Origin of the sequence: Cobetia sp. 2AS (assembly GCF_029846355.1) — a bacterium.
Taxonomy (GTDB): Bacteria; Pseudomonadota; Gammaproteobacteria; order Pseudomonadales; family Halomonadaceae; genus Cobetia; species Cobetia amphilecti.
Map to the genome: position 1 here is coordinate 1,076,873 of NZ_JARWKQ010000002.1, position 21,872 is coordinate 1,098,744.

At 63.2% G+C, this 21,872-nt stretch carries 15 protein-coding genes; 6 read left to right on the forward strand and 9 right to left on the reverse strand.

Translation table 11 applies throughout. From position 1 onward, the window contains the following. Positions 1-24: 24 nt before the first annotated feature. Positions 25-1,458, reverse strand: a complete 1,434-nt coding sequence (locus QD356_RS09735) for a hypothetical protein (protein ID WP_192837548.1) — start codon at positions 1,456-1,458, stop codon at positions 25-27. A gap of 265 nt (positions 1,459-1,723) precedes the next feature. On the opposite strand from QD356_RS09735, the gene QD356_RS09740 reads away from it, so the two are divergent. Continuing rightward, positions 1,724-3,454: a proline--tRNA ligase gene (locus QD356_RS09740; protein WP_043331364.1), complete on the forward strand. Its 1,731-nt coding sequence runs from the start codon at positions 1,724-1,726 to the stop codon at positions 3,452-3,454. Between the two features lie 175 nt (positions 3,455-3,629). After that, positions 3,630-4,472 (forward strand): lytic transglycosylase domain-containing protein, encoded by an 843-nt coding sequence (locus QD356_RS17845; protein WP_192837547.1) that lies wholly within the window; start codon positions 3,630-3,632, stop codon positions 4,470-4,472. A 122-nt stretch (positions 4,473-4,594) separates the two neighbouring features. On the opposite strand, the gene QD356_RS09750 is transcribed toward QD356_RS17845, so the two are convergent. From QD356_RS09750 to yrfG, 4 genes are all read right to left on the reverse strand, one after another. Beyond that, a complete protein-coding gene (locus QD356_RS09750; protein WP_043331365.1) occupies positions 4,595-6,154 on the reverse strand; it encodes a phosphoenolpyruvate carboxykinase in 1,560 nt (519 codons plus the stop codon). Between the two features lie 309 nt (positions 6,155-6,463). Next, the gene (gene hslO / locus QD356_RS09755) at positions 6,464-7,378 is read right to left on the reverse strand and encodes an Hsp33 family molecular chaperone HslO (RefSeq protein WP_052384283.1); all 915 of its coding nucleotides are present in this window, start codon (positions 7,376-7,378) and stop codon (positions 6,464-6,466) included. A gap of 154 nt (positions 7,379-7,532) precedes the next feature. Further along, on the reverse strand, positions 7,533-7,925 hold the full coding sequence (locus QD356_RS09760; protein ID WP_192837546.1) for a S4 domain-containing protein: 393 nt from the start codon (positions 7,923-7,925) through the stop codon (positions 7,533-7,535). Beyond that, complete coding sequence (gene yrfG, locus QD356_RS09765; protein WP_192837545.1) at positions 7,922-8,632, reverse strand: GMP/IMP nucleotidase; 711 nt, start codon at positions 8,630-8,632, stop codon at positions 7,922-7,924. Before yrfG ends, QD356_RS09760 begins: the two co-directional genes overlap by 4 nt. 201 nt (positions 8,633-8,833) lie before the next feature. On the opposite strand from yrfG, the gene nudE reads away from it, so the two are divergent. After that, a complete protein-coding gene (nudE, locus tag QD356_RS09770; protein ID WP_054555726.1) occupies positions 8,834-9,430 on the forward strand; it encodes an ADP compounds hydrolase NudE in 597 nt (198 codons plus the stop codon). A 238-nt stretch (positions 9,431-9,668) separates the two neighbouring features. Here the strand turns inward: nudE and QD356_RS09775 are convergent, their stop codons facing one another. Next, positions 9,669-10,028, reverse strand: a complete 360-nt coding sequence (locus QD356_RS09775) for a hypothetical protein (RefSeq protein WP_054555534.1) — start codon at positions 10,026-10,028, stop codon at positions 9,669-9,671. Between the two features lie 647 nt (positions 10,029-10,675). Between QD356_RS09775 and QD356_RS09780 the strand changes: the two genes are divergently transcribed. Both QD356_RS09780 and QD356_RS09785 read left to right on the forward strand, forming a co-directional pair. Continuing rightward, positions 10,676-12,244 carry a helicase HerA-like domain-containing protein gene (locus QD356_RS09780; protein ID WP_192837544.1) on the forward strand — a complete coding sequence of 523 codons (1,569 nt, stop codon included), beginning with the start codon at positions 10,676-10,678 and terminating at the stop codon, positions 12,242-12,244. A gap of 829 nt (positions 12,245-13,073) precedes the next feature. Further along, positions 13,074-14,687: a sensor domain-containing diguanylate cyclase gene (locus tag QD356_RS09785; RefSeq protein WP_192837543.1), complete on the forward strand. Its 1,614-nt coding sequence runs from the start codon at positions 13,074-13,076 to the stop codon at positions 14,685-14,687. A gap of 201 nt (positions 14,688-14,888) precedes the next feature. Here QD356_RS09785 and ilvD read toward each other — a convergent pair whose 3' ends face one another. After that, complete coding sequence (gene ilvD, locus QD356_RS09790; RefSeq protein WP_107336223.1) at positions 14,889-16,733, reverse strand: dihydroxy-acid dehydratase; 1,845 nt, start codon at positions 16,731-16,733, stop codon at positions 14,889-14,891. A gap of 430 nt (positions 16,734-17,163) precedes the next feature. Here ilvD and QD356_RS09795 point away from each other — a divergent pair, with 430 nt between their 5' ends. Further along, positions 17,164-17,505 carry a YegP family protein gene (locus QD356_RS09795; protein WP_043331370.1) on the forward strand — a complete coding sequence of 114 codons (342 nt, stop codon included), beginning with the start codon at positions 17,164-17,166 and terminating at the stop codon, positions 17,503-17,505. Positions 17,506-17,804: 299 nt separating this feature from the next. On the opposite strand, the gene lon is transcribed toward QD356_RS09795, so the two are convergent. Further along, on the reverse strand, positions 17,805-20,255 hold the full coding sequence (lon, locus tag QD356_RS09800) for an endopeptidase La (RefSeq protein ID WP_192837542.1): 2,451 nt from the start codon (positions 20,253-20,255) through the stop codon (positions 17,805-17,807). A 238-nt stretch (positions 20,256-20,493) separates the two neighbouring features. Then, a complete protein-coding gene (locus QD356_RS09805; protein WP_043331371.1) occupies positions 20,494-21,774 on the reverse strand; it encodes a DUF945 family protein in 1,281 nt (426 codons plus the stop codon). Positions 21,775-21,872: the final 98 nt, after the last annotated feature.

Here is a 21,872-nt window from a genome sequence, read left to right on the forward strand (position 1 = left end):
CCTCCAAGGCGCCCTGCCACCGCCTCATGGCAGGGTGCGCGTCAGCACCAATCCCGCCAGCAGCAGCGCCCCCATCGCCATCGCCCAGAGCGTCATTGCGCGCTCCACTTGCGGACGCTCTGTACAGCGCAGCAGCTGGAAGACCGTGATCAAGGGCAGCATGTAGCGCGTCTCGATCAGCTCCCGCGTGCAGATCATCAAGGCGAGCATCACCAACAGCAAACCACCATGGCCGAGCCGCAGCGGTGCCCTCAGCCACCAGAGCGCCATGCTGGTGGTCAGCAGCATGGTGGCCCACAGCCCCACCGGGTGCTCCTTGAGCCATAACAGCCAGCTATTGCGGATCGTCCAGCGCTGGAAATTGTAGTCATGCGTCACCTCAAAGCTCATCACCAGCATGACCCATACACCCGCCAGCGCCCCCAGCAGCAGAATGCCCCGCCATGGCCAGGTACCCTGGGTGGACAGACGCCACAGCAGATGCCACTGACGCGGCAAGTCGGCCAACCACAACGGCAGAAACACCACGCCGATCACGCCCAGGTAATAGCCGAGATTGCCGGTGTGCCAACCGGCCTGATGACGCGTGGTATCGCCCATGGCAATGCCGTCGTTCCAGAGAACAAACCCGATGAAGGTGGCCACCGGAATCACGGCCACCCACCACCAACGCACGATCAGCCCCCACCAGATGGAAAGCTGGCGCAATGGCGAGCGCAGCGGTGGCGCCATGCCGACAGCCTGCGACCGAGCCCCTGCCTGCGCATGCGTCATGAACAGCAACAGACCGCCCCACACCCCGAGCAGCACGATACTGTCCTGCCGCAAGCCGAGACCGGCCAGGATCAGCACCAGCAACAGCAGACGCCGCTCACGCACCAGCGCGACGAGCTGCAGCGCGACCAGCACGATGATCCACGGGTCGGTATACACCAGCGCCAGATAGGGAAAGATGATCGGCAGCCATAACCACTGCCAGCTCTGACGATTCGCCTGTTGCTGGGCGCCGCTCTCATCGAGCATGGGGTCCAGGCGCCGATAGACGCTCGGCAGCGCCCGCCAGACCATGCACGCCATGACACTGAAGCCGAGCAGCGACAGGCCCCGCACCCAGTTCACCGAGGGCATCTCAGGCCAGCGCCCGGCCATGGCGTCAGCCGCCAGAGGAAGATTGAGCCACTCCCCCAACGTCTGGAGTGTCATCAGCGTCACCGCCATGGTGGCGTGATATAGCGTCAGGGTGGTCAGCTTGGGGTGCTGGCTCCAGTCGCCGGCGAGAAACTGGCGAATCTGCGCAAAATGCACTCCCTCATCGACGAAAGGGATCGGCAGGAAAAGACTCACCAGCCACAGGGAAAGGCTCAGGCACGCCCCCAATGCGAGCAACGCCAATCCCACCTTCAAGGGCCAACGATGCCTGGCGCGCGCGCATCCCATGCGCTGATCGGGTGACGACATATCCTTGTCTCCTTGTCAGACCTCCCTGAGAAAGCCGTTTACGGCCCTCTCCAAAGGGAAATCCCGTGTCACCAGTATCGGCAGGCGGGCGCGGATTTTTCCAGTCAGGCCATGCACTTTGCCCCTCCAAGGCTCGCGGCAGTACAATGCGCTCAGTCTGCTTCGTTGATACGCCTGTAAAAGGCGTGCCGAAGACCTGCCTGTTCATGCTTCGCGACTGCGAAGCGTACCGATCAAAGCGACAAGTCGAGGGATCGCTGAGCCCATGCGTGCCAGTCAACTGCTGATTTCCACTCTCAAGGAAACCCCGTCCGACGCCGAAGTCGTCAGCCACCAGCTGATGCTGCGGGCCGGTTTCATCCGTCGCCTGACCTCCGGCCTCTACACCTGGATGCCACTGGGCCTGCGCACGCTGCGCAAGGTCGAGCGCATCGTGCGTGAAGAGATGGACCGCTCCGGTGCCCAGGAACTGCTGATGCCAGCCGTGCAGCCAGCCGAGCTGTGGCAGGAGTCCGGTCGCTGGGAGCAGTACGGCCCCGAGCTGCTGCGCGTCGTTGACCGTCACCAGCGCGACTACTGTGTCGGCCCGACCCACGAGGAAGTCATCACCGACCTCGCGCGTCGTGAGCTGAACAGCTACAAGCAGCTGCCGGCCAACTTCTACCAGGTCCAGACCAAGTTCCGCGACGAGATTCGTCCGCGCTTCGGTGTGATGCGCTCACGCGAGTTCGTGATGAAGGATGGTTACTCCTTCCACCTGGGCGAAGAATCCCTGAAAGAGACCTATCAGGTGATGTACGACACCTACGTGCGCATCTTCACGCGCCTGGGTCTCGACTTCCGACCCGTCATCGCCGACAACGGCTCCATCGGTGGCACCGGCTCCCACGAATTCCACGTGCTGGCCGCCTCCGGTGAAGACGCCATCGCCTTCTCCACCGGCTCCGACTTCGCCGCCAACATCGAGAAGTGTGAAGCGCTGCCGGCACCGCTGGGCGAGACGCCTGAGCGCGCGGCACCGACCCAGGAGATGCAGCTGGTCGACACGCCGAACGCCAAGACCATCGCCGCGCTGGTCGAACAGCACGGTCTGGACATCAAGAAGACCGTCAAGACGCTGATCGTCAAGGCGGCCGAAGGCGTCGAAGGTGGTCTGATCGCGCTGATGGTGCGTGGCGACCACGAGCTGAACGAGATCAAGGCCGAGCACCTGCCGCAGGTCGCCGAGCCGCTGACCATGGCCAGCGACGAGGAAGTGCGCGCCGCCGTCGGTGCCGGTTTCGGCTCCCTCGGTCCGGTCGGCCTCGAGATGCCGATCATCATCGATCGCAGCGTCGCACTGATGAGCGATTTCGGTGCCGGTGCCAACATCGAAGGCAAGCACCACTTCGGCCTCAACTGGGAGCGCGATCTGCCGCTGCCGGAAATCGCCGATATCCGCAACGTCGTCGCCGGTGATCCGTCACCGGACGGCCAGGGCGTGATCGACATCGCACGCGGTATCGAGGTGGGTCACATCTTCCAGCTCGGGACCAAGTACTCCGAAGCCATGAACGCCACCGTGCTCGACGAGAACGGCAAGGCGCAGCCGCTGTCCATGGGCTGCTACGGCATCGGCGTGACCCGCGTGGTCGCCGCTGCCATCGAGCAGGGCAACGACAAGGGCGGCATCGTGCTGCCGGAAGCCATCGCGCCCTTCCAGGTCGCCATCGTGCCGATGAACGCCCACAAGTCCGTGCGCGTCAGCGAGACTGCCGAGCGCGTCTATCAGGAGCTGACCGCCGCCGGTTACGACGTGCTGCTGGATGATCGTGATCTGCGCCCGGGCAACAAGTTCGCCGACGGCGAGCTGCTGGGCATTCCGCATCGCCTGGTGATCGGTGACCGCGGTCTCGACAATGGCGAGTACGAGTACAAGGGTCGCACCGATGGCGAAGCGACCATGATCGCCGTCGACAGCCTGCTGGACTTCCTGGCCGAGCGCAGCGCGAGCTGAACTCGAGCAGCCTGAGCCACTCGCTCACGGCTGACGCTATCGCAGTCCCCAAGACAGCCCGCTCCTCTTCTCGAGGGGCGGGCTGTCTCGTTATCTGCCTTCCTTGAACTCCCCATTACCGTCAACGCCGCGGTAACGGCATAATGGCGCCATGACTGATACGCAGGGACTGCGCATGACCATCTCATCGACTTCCCCTTCAGCGCCGCCAGTAAAAGGCGCTGCAGGCGACACCCCACATCGCCGCCTGCGCCCGTGGCTGGCCGCTGTCCTGCTGACGTTGAGCGCCGCGTCTACCGGACTGACAAGCCCACCGGTGCAGGCCGCCGCCGCGATCCCCGAGCATGGGCTGTCGCCTGGGCTGCGTGACAGCCTGCGCGAGGCCTTGGCCGAGCCCGAGGCCTTCGAGGACCCCATCGATGCCCTGCATTGGGTATTGAGCATGCAGCAACGTCTGGAGCGCTACATGCCCGACCGCGCCACGCGCATCGACCTGCTGCGCAAGGTGCGCCGCGAAGCGACGCGCACAGGCCTGGCGCCGGAGCTGATCCTGTCCGTCATCCAGGTCGAGAGCGCCTTCAAACCCACCGCGGTCTCCCACGCAGGTGCCCGCGGCCTGATGCAGGTCATGCCGTTCTGGAAGCGTGAGATCGGCGAGCCCGACGACAATCTGCTCGACCAGGACACCAGCCTGCGTTACGGCGCCACCATCCTTGCCCACTACCTCAAGCGCGAGAAAGGCGACATCACCGATGCGCTGGCGCGCTACAACGGCAGCCTCGGCAAGACCTGGTACCCGGAGCGGGTGATGCGCGCCTGGACCACCCGCTGGTGGTATCAGGCGCCGGCGCCCTTCGTCGCCGAACGCACGCCCGAAGGCCTTGTCGACACCGCCAACGAAGACGCGTCACGACGCGCCGAGACCAGCACCACTGAGCCAGGCCAAGAACCGCTCGCCGCCGAGGATACTTTCGACGGCCCTGCCAACCGCTCGCTGGCCGCCGGTGGCAGTCCCTGACACGCCCGACAGCAGGTGATGACAGCAGCTGTCGACGAGAAAAGCAGCAGACACGAAAAAGCCTCGCCCGGAATACCGGGCGAGGCTTTCTGCTTATCGCTTGCGATCAATCCCGCTGATCGTCAGACCAGAGTCGGGCCTGCCGCGATGATCGCCTCATCCACGCCGGCGAACTTCTTGAAGTTCTCGACGAACTTGGCTGACAGGTCACGCGCCTTGCTGTCGTAGGCGGCGCGGTCTTCCCAGGTCTCACGCGGGTCGAGCAGGCTGGAGTCGACGCCCGGCACGCGCACCGGCACATCCAGGTTGAGCACGTCGATGTGACGCGTCTCGATGTCCGCCAGCGCACCATTCTGGATCGCGCTGATGATGCCGCGCGTGGTCGGGATGGAGAAGCGTGAGCCGCCCTCGCCGTAGGAGCCGCCGGTCCAGCCGGTGTTGACCAGGTAGACGCGTGAGCCGAAAGCATCGATGCGCTTGATCAACAGGTCGGCGTATTCACGTGCCGGACGCGGGAAGAACGGCGCGCCGAAGCAGGTGGAGAAGGTGGCTTCGAGACCGGCGGTGGAGCCCATCTCGGTGGAGCCGACCTTGGCGGTGTAGCCGGACAGGAAGTGATAGGCAGCGGCCTGCTTGCTGAGCACGGACACCGGCGGCAGCACGCCGGACATGTCGCAGGTCAGGAAGACGATGGCATTCGGCTCGCCGGCACGGTTTTCCGGCACGCGCTTCTCGATGTGCTCCAGCGGGTAGGCGGCACGCGAGTTCTGGCTCAGACGGTCATCGCCGTAATCCGCGCCACGACGGTCATCCAGCACCACGTTTTCCAGCACGGCACCGAACTTGATCGCGTTCCAGATCACCGGCTCGTTCTTCTGGGACAGATCGATGCACTTGGCGTAGCAGCCGCCTTCGATGTTGAAGACGGTGCCTTCGCCCCAGCCATGCTCGTCATCACCGATGAGGTAACGCGCCGGGTCAGCGGACAGGGTGGTCTTGCCAGTGCCGGACAGGCCGAAGAACAGCGTGGTCTCGCCGTCGTCACCGACGTTGGCAGAGCAGTGCATCGGCAGCACGTCCTTTTCCGGCAGCAGGAAGTTCTGCACCGAGAACATGGCCTTCTTCATCTCACCGGCGTAACGCATGCCCGCCAGCAGGACGCGGCGACGCGCGAAGTTGATCAGCACGACGCCGTCCGAGTTGGTGCCATCACGCTGTGGCTCGCAGGTGAAGTGCGGCGCGTTGAGGATGGTCCACTCGCTCTTGTCCTTGGCATTGAAGCTGTCCGGACGCACGAACATGGTACGCGCGAACAGGTTGTGCCAGGCCGTCTCGGTGGTCACGCGGATCGGCAGGTAGTGCTCGAGGTCAGCGCCGACATGCAGCTCGGAGACGAAGCTGTCGCGCTCGCCGAGGTAGTCCTCGACGCGCTCCCACAGGGCGTCGAAACGCTCCGGGCTGAACGGGCGATTGACGCTGCCCCAGTCGATGGCGTCCGAGGTGGACGGCTCGTCGACGATGAAGCGGTCGTTCGGGGAGCGTCCGCTACGGGCTCCCGTCTCCACGACCAGCGCGCCGTTGTCGGCCAGACGTCCTTCGCCGCGAGCCACTGCCAGCTCGATCAGCTCTGCGCTGCTGAGATTGGTGTGAGTGGTCACCGCACTGTCTTGATGCTTGCTCATTCGCGTCTCCGCGGCTCAGGGCCGCCCTCTCTCTTGATGGCTGAAGCCAGATGCCCGAGGTACATGCCGCAGGCTTATTTTGTGATCGATCGCTGCTGCCCGATCGCGCATGACGGCATGCCATGACACCGTCGATACCACCAGCACAGGGCATCCGGCCCTGTGCTGGCAAGGCATTATGGCAAAAAGGGTGTCGGGCGGAAACGCCCATTGTTGCAACACTTTGGCGCAGTCGCCGTCGACTGATGGACGACGATATGTCAGACAATCATCATCCCCGTGGCCAGCCGCCGGCGCGTCGGGAAATGCTCAATGCACGACGGGGCTTTCGGCGTCAGGATCTTCGATGATCGCTTCCACTTCCGCGGCACTGAAGGAATAGCGGGTATGGCAGAAGTGACACTGGGTGGCCAGCTCGCCCTGCTCGGCGACGATCTGACGCAGCTCGTCGGCCGCAATGCTGTGCAGGGCAGCGCCCAGACGCTCGCGCGAACAGGTGCAGCCGAAACGCAGCGCCTTGGGTTCATAGATGCGCACGGTTTCTTCGTGATAGAGACGATGCAGCACTTCCTGCTGATCCAGCGTCAGCAGCTCCTCGGCCTTGAGGGTCTCGGCCAGATGCACGACACGCTCCCAGGCATCCGGGTCCTTGTTGGCGTCATCGTTGGGCAGCTGCTGCAGCATCACGCCGCCGGTGCGCTTGCCATCGGCCATCAGCCACAGGCGGGTCGGCAGCTGCTCTGACTGGCTGAAGTAGCTCTCCAGGCAACCGGCGAGGCTGTCCTGATCGATGGCCACGATGCCCTGATAGCGCTTGCCTTCTCGCGGGTCGAGGGTGATCACGATCTGACCCTGGCCGACCAGCTCCTGCAGGCTGGACTCTTCCGTCGGCAACACCGCTTCATCGCTGAGGCGTGCGATGGCGCGCAGCTCGCCGCCGGGGTTCGACTCGGCCATCAGCTGGCGCACGATACCGGTACCGCGCACTTCCAGCGTCATGGTGCCATCGAGCTTGATGGTCTCGGTCAGCAGCGCCACGGCCGCCAGCATCTCGCCCAGCTGGCGCGAGATGGCCTGCGGGTAGGAGTGACGATCGAGCACCTCGGCGTAGGCCTTGTCGAGTGTGACGATCTCGCCACGCACGTTGGTGGCATCGAACAGGAAGCGCTGGATCTGATCGAAGCTCGGCGCGGCCGCATCGTCAGTGGAATGGGAATCTTGCATGTCGTGTTCGCTCATTGAGGGACCTCAAGGCAGGCGTGAAGGGAGAGCGCACAAGCGCCCCCATGTCAGGCCGCCAACAACGATGTGCTGACACACATCGGTATGGAAATTGTGCCGGTCGGTGCCAAGGCACCCGGCGGTGACTCGCGCTGGCTCAGCTATCGGCATCCTGGCGCTGGAAGCGATGGATGTTGCGACGCTGTTTCTTGTCAGGACGACCGGGAGGCGGCGTCATGCCCTGATTGCCGAGGCGACGCGTCTCGGCCTCACGCTCACGGCGCTCGCGGGACTCCTGCGTCTCCTGATAGAGCTTCTGAGCCTCGGGCGCGCCACGGCGCTGGTCGCTGAGGGCCAGCACCTCGACCACGAGGCGATCCCAGCCCTGCGGCACCTCGATCAGGGCGCCGACCTCGACGGTCTTGGAGGTTTTCACCTTGCCGCCGTTGTACTGGATCTTGCCGCCTTCGATGGCCTTCTTGGCCATGCCACGCGTCTTGAAGAAGCGCGCCGCCCACAACCACTTGTCGATACGTACCTGATCGCTCATGACGCCTCCTTGCCCTCCCCGTCGCTCGAGACTCCGGCATTGGCCACCTCAGGGCCCGCGCCCTGCGTCAGCACCGCAAAGCCGTCCAGGCCATGCACACGCTCGAAATCACGCGCAGGACGCTTCGAATCCGGCTGACGCACGCCCAGCAGATGGGCAATGCCATAGGTGTGGGCACTTTCCAGCACCTGAGGGTTGTCATCGATGAACAGGGTACGCGCCGGATCGAAGGGCTCGATCTCGTTGAGCTTGTGCCAGAAGGCCTGCTCTTCCTTGGCGTGGCCCAGATCCGCGGACGACACCACGGCGTCGAAGTAGTCACCCATGCCGGTCAGCGCGAACTTGAGGTCGATGCCATGACGGTCGGCGTTGGTCGCCAGCACCACACGTTGCGGCTGATCGCGCAGCCAGGCGAGGAAGTCCTCGGCCTCATGGCGATAGCCGATCAGATGCTGTACTTCACGCTTCAGGGCGACGACGTCGAGCTCGAGCTCACGGCTCCAGTAATCGAGGCTGTACCAGTTGAGCGTGCCGGACTCGCTGATGATGCGCGCCTTGAGATCGGCCTGCAGCGCCTCATCGAGGCGGTGCAGCTCGCAGTAGCGCCTGGGCAGGTGTTCGAGCCAGAAGTGGCTGTCGAAGTGAAGGTCAAGCAGAGTGCCGTCCATGTCCAACAGCACGGTGTCGATAGTGTTCCAGTCAAGCATCGGATTCTGTCAGCCAGAGGGAAATTTGGCCTCATAGTGTAAAGCATGGCCCACGGGCGCGCATGTGCAACTAGGGGGGATGGCGGCTTGTGATTGCCCCGCTCGCGGCGGCCTGCCACGATGAGCGACAGTGTTCTCTCTTCTCATACTGCCTCGCGAGGACTTGCGATGGATGATGCGCCAGATACCGTTCACCCGACCATGAGTCATTCAGACGCCAGCCACACGCTGACGCCGCCGCGGATCGACTCACGCCGCGAGGTCGCACGCTCGCGCCTGTTCGCCGTCGAAGCGCTGGAGTTGACCTTCTCCAATGGCGCCACCCGCAGCTTCGAGCGCCTCAAGAGCGGCGGTCACGGCGCGGTGATGATCGTCGCCATGCCCGACCCCGACCACGTGCTGCTGATCCGCGAATATGCCGCTGGCCCTGAGCAATATGTGCTGACGCTGCCCAAGGGCCTGATCGACCCGGGCGAGGACCCGGTGACCGCCGCCAATCGCGAATTGATGGAAGAATGCGGTTATGGCGCGCACAACATCGAGCCACTGGCCGAACTGAGCCTGGCGCCCAACTACATGGATCACCGCATGAACGTGATGCTGGCGCGCGACCTGTTCGAAAAGCGCCTGCCGGGGGATGAGCCGGAACCGCTGGTCGTCGAGCGCCACCGCCTCGATGAGCTGCCGGCGCTGCTGGCGCGTGAGGACTTCCACGAGGCGCGCGCGATCGCGGCGCTGTTCATGGCCCGCGAACGCCTGCTGGCCGGGGAAGATACCTACAGCCCTCGCTGGTGGTAAGGGATTGATGGCAGGCATTGCTGGCAAGCACTGGCCACAAGCGCCCGAGGGCCCAGCCCCCTTCTTTCCTAGCCCTCACACCCAGCTTTACGTGCTCCCATACGACGACAAGCCCCCGCCAGTGGCGGGGGCTTGTCGTTTCACTCGCGATGCGCTCAAGCGGGTCGTGCTGGCGACTCGTTCAGGCACCGCAAGATCCATTGCGGATCTGGCCTGAGACCAGACCGTCAAGACACGCTTATTCGGTCTTCATGCTGCCATCAGCGGTGTTGGACGAACCGGATTCCGGGCTGACGCCCATGTGGTCTTCGCCCTTGTCCATGACCTTGCCGTGCTTGGCGGACTCGGACTGGGCCGTGCCACCTTCCACCATCATGGAATCCTTCTTGGTGTTGGCAGAACCACTCTCGGTGTTGCGTTCGGCGTCGTCATGCACCTTGCCATCTTCATGACCCGCAGCAGTACCGCCCTCTACCTTGGTGGAGTGGGCGCCAGTGTTGGCGGAACCGGTGTTGCTGGATTCGTGGTGCTCGGCAAAGGCAGCGGTGGTCGGCAGTGCCAGGGCAGTCGCGAAAAGTGCAGCAGTCAGCTTCTTCATGATCCATCCTCCAGTAGCGGTCTGTTGCAAGAGACGAGCAGATGATTCGCTCGGCCGTTGCCGGTAAGCCTTCAAGAACCCCGAGACTGGATGTCTCGGGTTCCAGGCTCCACAAGACGCTCCTACCTATCTCAACGACGTCTTGTGGTACTGCGTCAAATCTTTGCGGCGCATGTCTCGAACACTCTCTAGCGCGTCGGCTGCTTGTCGAGGCATTCTTCAAAAAACGTCACCAGAGTTGTACCCGAACCTGCTGGTGTCATTCTTGACGAAAGCGCCAATCTGCCGAGGCGTGTTGCGTCACATGCGCCCTGATGCCTAAAGATATGGAACTACAGGGCCAGACTTTCAAGCAGAGAAGGGAAAGAAAAATATCTTTCTTCCAGATTTCCTATACAAGAGTGAGATATCGGCTCGCGTTTAATTAGCGCCCATATGGGCTGCTGGCCGCTCATCAGGCGGCTTGCCGCGCGTCGGTTGCCTGACGCCATGCGTCAAGTGGCGCAAGATGGCTTGCAGTATTTTACTCAACGAAACATTTTGTAACCCTATGACTCCACGACATCGCCCATCTCTGCGGTCATCGGCAGTGGTCGCCACACCTCCCTCTGCAAGCACCGCCATCACCTGAATGACAGGAGACTCACATGCCAGACGTGCTGATCGGGGGACTCGCAGGACAGGGACCCAAGGGCCACATCACGCTAGCCGGGGCACTGGCCAATCGTCACGGCCTGGTCGCCGGTGCGACAGGTACCGGCAAGACCGTCACGCTGCAGGTGCTGGCTGAAGAGTTTTCGCGCATGGGAGTGCCGGTGTTCACCGCCGACGTCAAGGGTGACCTCTCCGGTATCGCCGCGGCGGGTGCCCCGCATCCGCGCGTCGATGAACGTCTCGCCAGCCTCGGCATCAATGACTGGCAGCCTCAGGCCGCGCCCGTCAGGCTGTGGGATCTGTTCGGCAAGAGCGGGCATGCAGTGCGCGCCAGCGTGGCTTCCATGGGGCCTGAGCTGATGTCGACCCTGCTGGAATTGAACGACACCCAGAGTGGCCTGATGCACCTGGCCTTCGATCATGCCGAGCGTGAAGGGCTGGAGCTGATCGACCTCAAGGACCTGATCAGCCTGCTCAAGCATATCGAGCGTGAACGCGAAGGCTTCGAGGAGCGCTATGGCAGTGTCAGCCCCCAGAGTCTCGGCGCCATGCTGCGCCGGGTGCATGTGCTGGCCACCCAGGGCGGCGAGCGCTTCTTCGCCGAACCGGCGCTCGACATCAATGACATGCTGGCGACCACGGGCGAGGGAGACCAGACACGCGGCTTCATCAATCTGCTCGATGGGCGTGAGTTGATGCAGAGTCCACGCCTCTATACCACTTTCCTGCTGTGGTTCTTGTCGACGCTCTTTCGCACCCTCCCCGAACGCGGCGATGCCGACCGCCCGGTGCTGGTGTTCTTCTTCGACGAGGCCCACCTGCTGTTCGACGCCGCTCCCAAGGCATTGCTTGAGCGCCTCGAGCAGACGGTGCGCCTGATTCGCTCCAAGGGGGTCGGCGTCTACTTCGTGACCCAATCCCCCGCCGACATCCCCGATGACGTGCTCGGCCAGCTGGGCAACCGGATCCAGCATGCCCTGCGCGCCTTCACTCCGCGCGACCAGAAGGCCGTCAAGACCGCTGCCGAGACCTTCCGCCCCAACCCGGCCCTCGATACGGCTCAGGTGATCACGGAGCTGGGCGTGGGCGAGGCACTGGTCTCGGTGCTCGACAGCAAGGGCACGCCCACCCAGGTGGAGCGCACCTTGATCGCGCCGCCACGTGGGCGGATCGGCCCGTTGAGTGACAGCGAGCGCACAGCGCTGCTAGCAAGCTCATCACTGGCCGGTCGCTATGATGAGGTGATAGACCGTGAATCGGCTCACGAGCGTCTCGAGGCGCTACTGACGAGCTCGGCGACGGCCCAGGTTCGGCCAGAGGAGACACCAGCGGCTACGCCTGACACCACGCCGCCTGCCTCAGAACGGGATGGAAGCGCTCAAGCCGCTGCCAGCCGCGACTCCGAGCAAACAAGTCCGGTGGCAGAAAGCGCCCCACGCTCCGGTGGCAGGCAGCGTCAGGGTGTCATGGAGACCCTGCTCAAGTCCGTGATGCGCGCCCTGGGGTCGCAGCTGGGACGGACGCTGATTCGCAGCCTGCTGCGCTCCTTCACTCGCCGCTGAGGCTCGCTCCCTCCAGTCTGATACCACGCCAACAGCCTGACGCCTCGTCAACAGCCTGAAGCGCTCCTTGGCAAGGAAAGGCTATCCCGGCAAGCAAGCTCTCGAGACTGAGAGACTCATCCTTCACGAAAAGCAGGACATCACCCATGGTCAAATGACCATGGGTGATGTCCTGCTTTCGCTATCCGAGGCTGCTGACATCATATCGTCGCGCAAACTTCATTCGCTCTCGGCAAGGAGACGCCATACTGATATTTGCTGCTTACCGGCAGCACACCATGACACACACGCGCTTGCCACTACTCTCGGGGAGACTTGACGATGTGCATGAGCAATGAAGCATTGGAATTGTGGCTGAACGACAACTGGTTCTCGATCGAACTGGCGTTGGAAGCCATCGATATGGAAGCGACAGCGGAACCTCAGCTGGCCGAAGCCGCCTGAGCCAACAACGATACGCATGACAACAGCGGGATCCTGCCTGCCCCACCGGTGACACCAGGTGTGAAACGGCACAGGACACGGATGACAGGACGAGCAGCACACAGACTCTGCCACGCATGACGACGCATCATGGTGGGCAGAGAAAGAACTTGTCGGGGAGGCCGTCGATCAGCCATCGACCGGCCTCCCCGTTTCTTTTGTACCACCACCAGAGTCATGGCCTGGCGCGTCTCCAATCCAGTCGCACCTCGAAAGGCCCCGTTAGTCTTACGTAAATGAACAGTTGATTTTCTGCCCCAGTAAAACGCCCGTTCATCGCTCCCAGCCACCATACTCGTGTTTTGGTCATTCCCTCTCCCCGCAACATGCAAGATAAGGATGTCACATGCTGCCTACCCCGCCCGCGCGACCACCCTCTTCGGGGCACTCGAGTCCAGTTGATACCTCAGAGCTCTCGCCACAAGCCGCCGCCGCGACTGTCTTCCTCAATGAGAATCTCGGACCCGCCCAGCTGCAAGCGTTGTTTGCCCTGACACTCGCCCCTGCGGGAACCTTCAGCGAACAGCTCAGAGAGTACCTGGTGACCGCTTGCCGCCTGCTGGGGATGACCACCGGCATCCTCGGCCATGCAGAGGCCAATCGCTATGAAATCATGGCGGCGGTCAATCCGCCGCCCGGCAAGGTCGAGGGCGCGATCGCACCGTTGAACGAGACCTTCTGCAATGAAGTCGTTGAGCAGGCAGGCTGCATCGCCTACGCCAATATCGCGACTACGCCAGCACTCGAGGCTCATCCGGCCCTCAAGTCGATGCCCTTCCAGAGCTATATCGCCGCCCCGGTGTGGACCGAAGGCCGTCTGACCGGCACCGTCTGCTTCGGCGACAATTCACCGCGCGCGGCAGATTTCAGCGCCAGCGATCGTGCACTGGTCGAGACACTGGCCAGCCTGCTGGGAGGCTTGATCGATCGCGAGAATGCGCGCAAGCGGCTGACCAGTGAACTGAGCAACCTGCGCCTCGCCTACCAGGAGATGGAGCTGCTGTTTTCGCGCTGCCAGCTCCCGATGGCGATCATGGACTTCCATGGCCATTGGACACGTCTCAATCCGGCGCTGGCCCAACTGCTGGGGACGGAGAGGAGTGAACTGCAGCGTGGCGCGCTGGAGGATGTCTCCCACCCGGCTGACATGCAGGCCTGTCAGGAGGCGCTTCTGGCCATGCAGGCCGGCGAGATCACCCACTTCGAGCAGCCGCATCGCTATCTGGGCAGACAGGGGCAGATCATCGAAGTCATGCTGCATCTGGATGTGATCGACAGCCACTCCGGCGTCATTCTCAGCCAGCACCAGGACCTCAGCGAGCGACGCTCCCACGAGGAGAGCCTGGCCCGCATGCGGCACAAGCTGGCCAGCATGGCGCCCCCGGGCCCGGCCGTGCCGTCGGTGCTGGACAAGCTGTTGCCCACGGAGATCTTCGATCAACAGCTGGATGGCGAGATCGCGCGCAGTGCACGCCACGGGCAGCCACTGTCGATCCTGCTGCTCAACGTGGATGCCTTTACCGACTTCAATCGCCAGTACGGCCGCGCCGCAGGAGACCGCGCTCTGCAGCAGGTCTCCACCATCCTGCGCAACGCGACACGCAAGAGCGACCTGCTCAGCCAGCGTGATGATGGCTCGCTGATTGCGGTGCTGGGCCAGACCGATTCCAGCGGCGCCATCATCCTCGCCGAGCGCGTCCGTCATGCCACGGCAGAACTGCATGGACTCGATGGGCCGGTCACCTGCAGCATCGGGCTGACCTGCTATCACCCGGCGCCCGATACGCTCACGCTGGCCAACCAGCTCGAGCTTTGCGAGCGCGCCCAGCACGCACTCAAGAAGGCCAAACGCCAGGGACGCAATCGCGTGCGCTTCCTGGAGCTTGAGCCGGTCATCCCGACGGACACCTTCGCAAGCCCCCAGGCCCCGAGCGGCTTCCCCTCGCCCGATCTGCCCTGAGTGCGGTCTTTCGTGTGTGCGACCTGCCACGGATGCCCTTCAGACACATCCCCATCAACGACAACGGCCACCCCGAAGGGTGGCCGTTGTCGTTTGACTCACTCAGCACTCACTCAGTACTCACAAAGGAGACATACAGGAGTCACACAGGCTTGCGCAGAGGCCTGCTCAGAGACCGGGTCAGATATCTGAAGCCGATTCTCAGTCCAGCTTGCTCAGGTCGCGCACGGCGCCCTTGTCAGCGGAAGTCGCCAGCAAGGCATAGGCCTTGAGCGCGGCGGAGACACGACGGTTGCGCTGGATGCTCGGCTTCCAGGCATCCTTGCCGCGGGCATCCATCGCTTCACGGCGCTCATGCAGCTCGCTGTCGCTCAGCTTGACGTTGATGGTGCGATTCGGGATGTCGATCAGGATGGTGTCGCCATGCTCGACCAGACCGATGGCACCGCCCGCCGCCGCTTCCGGAGACGCGTGACCGATGGACAGGCCCGAGGTACCGCCGGAGAAACGACCGTCGGTGAGCAGCGCACACGCCTTGCCCAGCCCCTTGGACTTGAGATAGGACGTCGGGTAGAGCATTTCCTGCATGCCCGGACCGCCCTTCGGCCCTTCGTAGCGGATGATCACGACGTCGCCTTCCTTGACCTTGTCGGCCAGGATGTCTTCCACTGCCTGATCCTGGGACTCACAGACGTAGGCACGGCCTTCGAAGACCAGGATGGAGTCATCGACGCCAGCGGTCTTCACCACGCAACCATCCAGTGCGATGTTGCCGTACAGCACGGCCAGGCCGCCCTGGGTGGAGAAGCAATGGTCGTAATCGCGGATACAGCCCTGGGCGCGATCACCATCCAGGCTCGGCCAGCGCGCGCTCTGCGAGAAGGCGGTCTGGGTCGGGATACCGCCCGGCCCGGCACGATAGAACTCGACGACTTCATCAGTGGGCGAACGCATGATGTCCCACTCTTCCAGCGCCGCAGACAGCGAGTCGCCGTAGACGGTCGGCACGGAGGTATCCAGCACGCCGGCACGATCCAGCTCGCCCAGGATCCCCATGATGCCGCCGGCACGATGGACATCCTCGATGTGATATTTCTGGGTGTTCGGCGCCACCTTGCACATCTGCGGCACGCTGTGGGACAGCTTGTCGATGTCGGACATGGTGAAGTCGACACCGGCTTCCTGAGCGGCGGCCAGCAGGTGCAGGATGGTGTTGGTCGAGCCACCCATGGCGATATCCAGCGTCATCGCGTTGGCGAAGGCGGCGCGGGAGCCGATGGCACGCGGCAACAGGTGCTCTTCGTTGCCTTCGTAGTAACGGCGCGCCAGCTCGACGATGCGATGCCCGGCGTTCTCGAACAGACGACGTCGATCGGAGTGCGTGGCCAGTACGGTGCCGTTGCCCGGCAATGCCAGACCCAGTGCTTCCATCAGGCAGTTCATGGAGTTGGCCGTGAACATGCCCGAGCAGCTGCCACAGGTCGGGCAGGCGCTGCGCTCGATCTCGGCGACCGTCTCGTCGTCGACGCTGTCATCGGCGGCGATGACCATGGCATCGACCAGATCGAGGCCGTGATCCAGCAGCTTGGTCTTGCCGGCTTCCATCGGGCCGCCGGAGACGAAGATGACCGGGATGTTGAGGCGCATGGCGGCCATCAGCATCCCCGGGGTGATCTTGTCACAGTTGGAGATGCACACCAGCGCATCCGCACAGTGGGCATTCACCATGTATTCGACGCTGTCGGCGATCAGGTCACGCGACGGCAGCGAATACAGCATGCCGTCGTGGCCCATGGCGATGCCATCATCGACCGCGATGGTGTTGAATTCCTTGGCGACGCCGCCGGCCTTCTCGATCTCTCGCGCGACCAGCTGCCCCATGTCCTTGAGGTGGACGTGGCCCGGCACGAACTGGGTGAAGGAGTTGGCAACGGCGATGATCGGCTTCTGGAAGTCGCCATCTTTCATGCCGGTGGCGCGCCACAGGGCGCGAGCGCCGGCCATGTTACGACCTGCGGTGGTCGTACGGGAGCGATACTCTGGCATGGTAAACCTCATTCAATGCTTGGCCGCTCTCCTGTGCGAAGAGGGACTGATTCATGGAATTGCGCCTGGCAAGATCAGGAAACTGACGCCACCCTTCTGCGCAATCCGCTGCAGAATCACTCCGCACGGGAGCGGCTTCTGTTTTGGTCAGGCGGCGTCCCGCTCGGGGTACGCACGCCTGGTGTCCAGAGGAGACGCGTGCCTCATGGGTCAACGCTGTCTGCCTAGGGTCAATTCTGTCATGTACCGGCCCCGCTTGCCTACCAGATAGCGCCGCCCACGCCACCAGCAGCCCCGAAAGATGCCGACAAGCGCCGAAAGCGTTGAATGAAGCGGCCTCTAGCGTGGGCCTGCGGCGGGAGGCGCTGATTACACTGAAGGACGACACATCAGGCAATGCCAGACACCCCACAAGGAACAGGAGTCACCCATGGCCGGAAAATTCGTCATCACTCGGGGCAAGGACAGCAAGTTCTACTTTGCGCTGAAGGCAGGCAACGGCGAGAAGATCCTGCAGAGTCAGGGCTATGCCGACAAGCGCGGCTGCCTGAACGGCGTGGAATCCGTGCGCAAGAATGCCGTCGAGGAAAAACGCTTCACTCGGGAAGTCGCCAAGGACGGACGTTTCTATTTCACCTTGCTGGCCGCCAACAGCCAGCAGATCGGTCGCAGTCAGATGTACAAGTCGGAATCCGGGCGCGACAACGGCATCGCCAGCGTCGGTCGCAATGCCGCCGAGGCGGCCGTCCTCGAGCAACTCGACACCGCCTGAGCACGAGCTAGCCAGCCCAGTCCCTTTCTCGATCACTCTCCCGATCACTCTTCCAATCGCCCTTCCAATCGCTCTCCCAGACTCTCCCGGAATCGACAGACCCAAGCCAAGGAAGAAGAAAGCACAGCAAGAAGAAATCAGCCGCAAGACGACAGAGGCCCCGCCAATTGGCGGGGCCTCTGTCGTCTTGCGGCTGATTTCGGCGCTGGTTGAGCTCAACATCTGGCGCTCAGCATCTGGCGCTCAGGGCCAGGCAATCAGCGCTTGTCACTCACGCCTCGCCGCTGATCACACACTACTCAATGACGCTGGGCGCTGTCACTGTCGAAGACCACACGCGAGACATCCGCGTAGCGCGCCGCGAAGTGCACGATCATGCCTTCCTTCAGGTATTCCGGCAGCTCATCGTAATCGCGCTGGTTGGCCTGCGGCAGAATCAGCTCGTAGATATCACTGCGCCGCGCCGCGATCACCTTCTCGCGGATGCCGCCCACCGGCAGCACCTGACCGGTCAAGGTCAGCTCACCGGTCATCGCCAGCCCCTTGCGCGGCGCCTGATGCTTGGCCAACGACATCAGCGCCGTGGCCATGGTCACGCCGGCGCTGGGGCCATCCTTGGGCGTCGCGCCTTCAGGCACGTGCAGGTGAATGAAGGACTCGTTGAAGAAGTCCGCCTCGGCATCGTAGGCCTCGAGATTGGCCAGGGTGTAGGAGTAGGCGATGTTGGCCGACTCCTGCATCACGTCGCCCAGCTTGCCGGTCAGCTTCAAACCACGTGTCAGACCATGCACCCGGGTGGCTTCAATGGGCAGGGTCGCACCGCCCATGCTGGTCCAGGCAAGCCCGGTCACCACGCCTTCGCCGGCCAGGACCTTCTCGCGACGGAAGATCGGCGCACCGAGGAATTCCTCGAGATTCTTGACCGAGACCTTCACGGTCGGAAGCTCCTCTTCCAGCAACTTCACCGCCGCCTTGCGCACGATACGGTGCAGATGCTTCTCCAGCTGGCGCACGCCGGCCTCACGCGCATAGCCCTCGATGACCTGACGCAGCGCAGCATCACTCAGATTGATGCGCTTCTTGGGGATGTTGTCGCGGGTCAGCAGCTTCGGCCACAGGTGGTGCTTGGCGATCGCCATCTTCTCCTCGGCGATGTAGCCGGAGAGGCGAATCTGCTCCATGCGGTCCAGCAGCGGGCCGGGGATGCTGTCCAGCGTATTGGCGGTACATACGAACAGCACCTTGGAGAGATCGAGGCGCACATCGAGGTAGTGATCGAGGAAGTCGACGTTCTGCTCCGGATCGAGCACCTCGAGCAGCGCCGAGGCCGGATCGCCCTGGAAGGACTGCCCCAGCTTGTCGATCTCATCGAGCATGATCACCGGATTCTCGACCTTGACCTCCTTGAGCGCCTGCACCAGCTTGCCGGGCATGGCGCCCACGTAGGTGCGGCGATGACCCTTGATCTCGGACTCATCGCGCATGCCGCCGATGGAGAAGCGATAGAACTCGCGCCCCAGCGCCTGGGCGATGGAGCGACCGATGGAGGTCTTGCCCACGCCGGGCGGGCCGACCAGCAGCAGGATCGAGCCGCCGACATCGCCCTTGAAGGTGCCCTCGGCCAGAAACTCGACGATGCGTGACTTCACATCATCCAGCCCATCGTGATCGCGATTGAGCACGGTACGCGCATGCGCCAGATTGAGCTGATCGGTGGAGGTGATGCCCCATGGCAGCGAGGTCAGCCAGTCGAGATAGTTGCGTGTAGTGCCGTATTCCGGCGAGCCGGTCTCCAGCACCGACAGCTTGTCGAGCTCATCATCGATGCGCGACTGGACCCGCTCCGGCACCTTGAGCTCGTCGAGACGGCCGCGGAAGGTGTCGACGTCGTTCTCGCGATCATCCTTGGAGATGCCCAGTTCACGCTGGATGACCTTGAGCTGTTCGCGCAGGAAGAATTCGCGCTGATGCTTCTCCATCTGCGCGTTGACCTGCTGGGAGATCTCGGTCTGCAGCTGTGCGACCTCGATTTCCTTGCGCAGCAGGGGCAGCACCTTCTGCATGCGCTCCATCACCGGCAGCGACTCCAGCACCTCCTGAAGCTCAGCGCCCTTGGCCGAGGTGATGGCGGCGGCGAAATCGGTCAGCGGGCCGGGCTCATGCGGGCTGAAGCGGTTGAGGTACTGCTTGAGCTCCTCACCGTACAGCGGGTTGATCGGCAGCAGCTCCTTGATGCCGTTGATCATCGCCATCGCGTAGGCGCGCGCCTCATCGCTCTCGGCATCGACCGGCTCGCGCGGATAGGTGACCTCGACCAGATAGGGAGGCTTGCGCGACAGCCAGCGCGTGATACGGAAGCGGCGCAGCCCCTGGGCGATGAACTGCACCTGGTCATCGCCATCTTCGGGCTTGTGGACGCGCACGGCGGAGCCGATCTCGGGGAAGTGCTCGACCCCCAGCTCATCGACCTCGACATCGCCGACGAAGGCCAGACCGACAGCATGATGCGGCGTATTGCCGACCAGCTGCATGGTCTCGGCCCAACGCTGCTTGTTGATCACCAGCGGCTGAACCTGGGCCGGGAAGAACGGGCGATTGTGAATCGGCAGCAGGTAGATGCGCTCCGGCAGCTGGTCACCACTCGGCACCAGCCCACCCGAGGCGGAAGAAGAAGGCTCTTGTGACTGGCTGTCATCCTCGAAGCCGGCAAGAATATCGTCGTTATCGGAAATCTCTTCGTGACGTGGCATGCAACCCTCATGAAACCAGGCCTCGGTTGAGGCGATCATCTCCACCAATGCGGCCAGTGAGCCACTTTATCAAGGCAGGCTTGCCGCACCGGGGGCGCAACACTGCGTGTTCAGGGTGGCACCTGATGCGCCCCCTGGAAACGACAATGCCCGCCATGAGGCGGGCATTGTCGTTTCCAGCATACTGCGTGGCGCTAGCGTCACTGAGCTTTCGTGACACCAGCGCCGCGCATCTCCCTCAGTAGATCGGGGTGCCGTTGATCTTCACGCTGTCACCGTCGATCTCGACCACGAGGTTGCGGTCGGCGGCCTGCGGAGAGACACCCGCCATCATGGCCATCATCGGCGGCACGTTGCGGAACTCGAAGCGCCCGCTCAGACGATTCAGGAAGGCCTGCTGACCTGGCACGGTCTGCAGCTCCTGGATGGTCAGGTCGGTGATGTCGGCACCATCGAGAATCATCTGGCCATCACCCTGCATGTCGACACCGAAGGCATCGCTCTTGGCATTCAGCGATTCCAGCGTCATGCGCGGAGAGGTGCTCAGCATGGTGAACAGCGGCGCTTCGACCTTCTCGAGGATGGCGACCTGCTGCTCTTCGCTCAGCTCCTCGAACGGCTTGCCCGCTTCTTCCAGCAAGCCCTGCAGCTGGGTGATGAAGTCATAGACAGCCGCGCCCTGCAGACGGTCGATCGAGATGGACACGTCGCCGCTGGCCATCTGCTGATCACCCGCGCTGACATCCTGCACCGACAGCTTCATCAGATAGCGCAGCTCGGTCGGGTCCAGACGCGTTTCACCGCTGTAACGGATATCGCTGGCGACCACCGGCGGCTGACCGGTGCCGTTGTCGATGGTCAGGGTGTCCAGCACGATCTTGTCGTCCTGACGGAAGTCATTGTCCGCCCCGCGATAGATGCCATTGAGGCTCAGGGTGCCGACGCTGACCTTCTCGGCGCCATTGGTGATATCGAACGGCGTGATCTCGCCATCCACGGTGATTTCCGGCGTGTCACCGCCATCGTGGGAGGCCAGCAGCTCGCCGCCCTGGAAGTCGATGCGCGTGCCGCTCTCCGGGTCCTGCCAGTCAAAGGCCGGCAAGGTCAGGGTGGTGTCGCTGGCACCGCTGAAGTTGTCGACGCTGCCATCGAAGGCGATCGCCTTGCCATCGCCGAGCACTTCGGCGAAGACGTCGCGTGACGGCGTACCGTACAGCACCTTGACGTTGCCCTGCATGGTGGTCGACAGCAGGCCGTGGCCGGCTTCATAGGGCAATACGATGCGCATGGGACCTTCACCGTCCCCGGTGGCGAGTTCCATCTCTACCCGGCCCGTGGAGCCGAACCAGCCGCTGTCGACATCCTCACGGGTCGCCTTGATGTCGGAGCTCCTGTCGAGCTCTGCCACCATGCGGGCCATCTCATCTTCAAAGCGCTGGCTTGAGTAAGCCACGCCGCCGACATAGCCGGCTGCCCCGATGACGACCACTGCCGTCGCGGTTACCAGTCCCTTGCCCATCGCATTAACCCTTGTCCGTTATTGGAGCATCACACCGTCTGCGCGGTGCCTCTTGTCGCATCTGCTTCCATCAGTGAAACATGTGCGTGAGCCTCGCC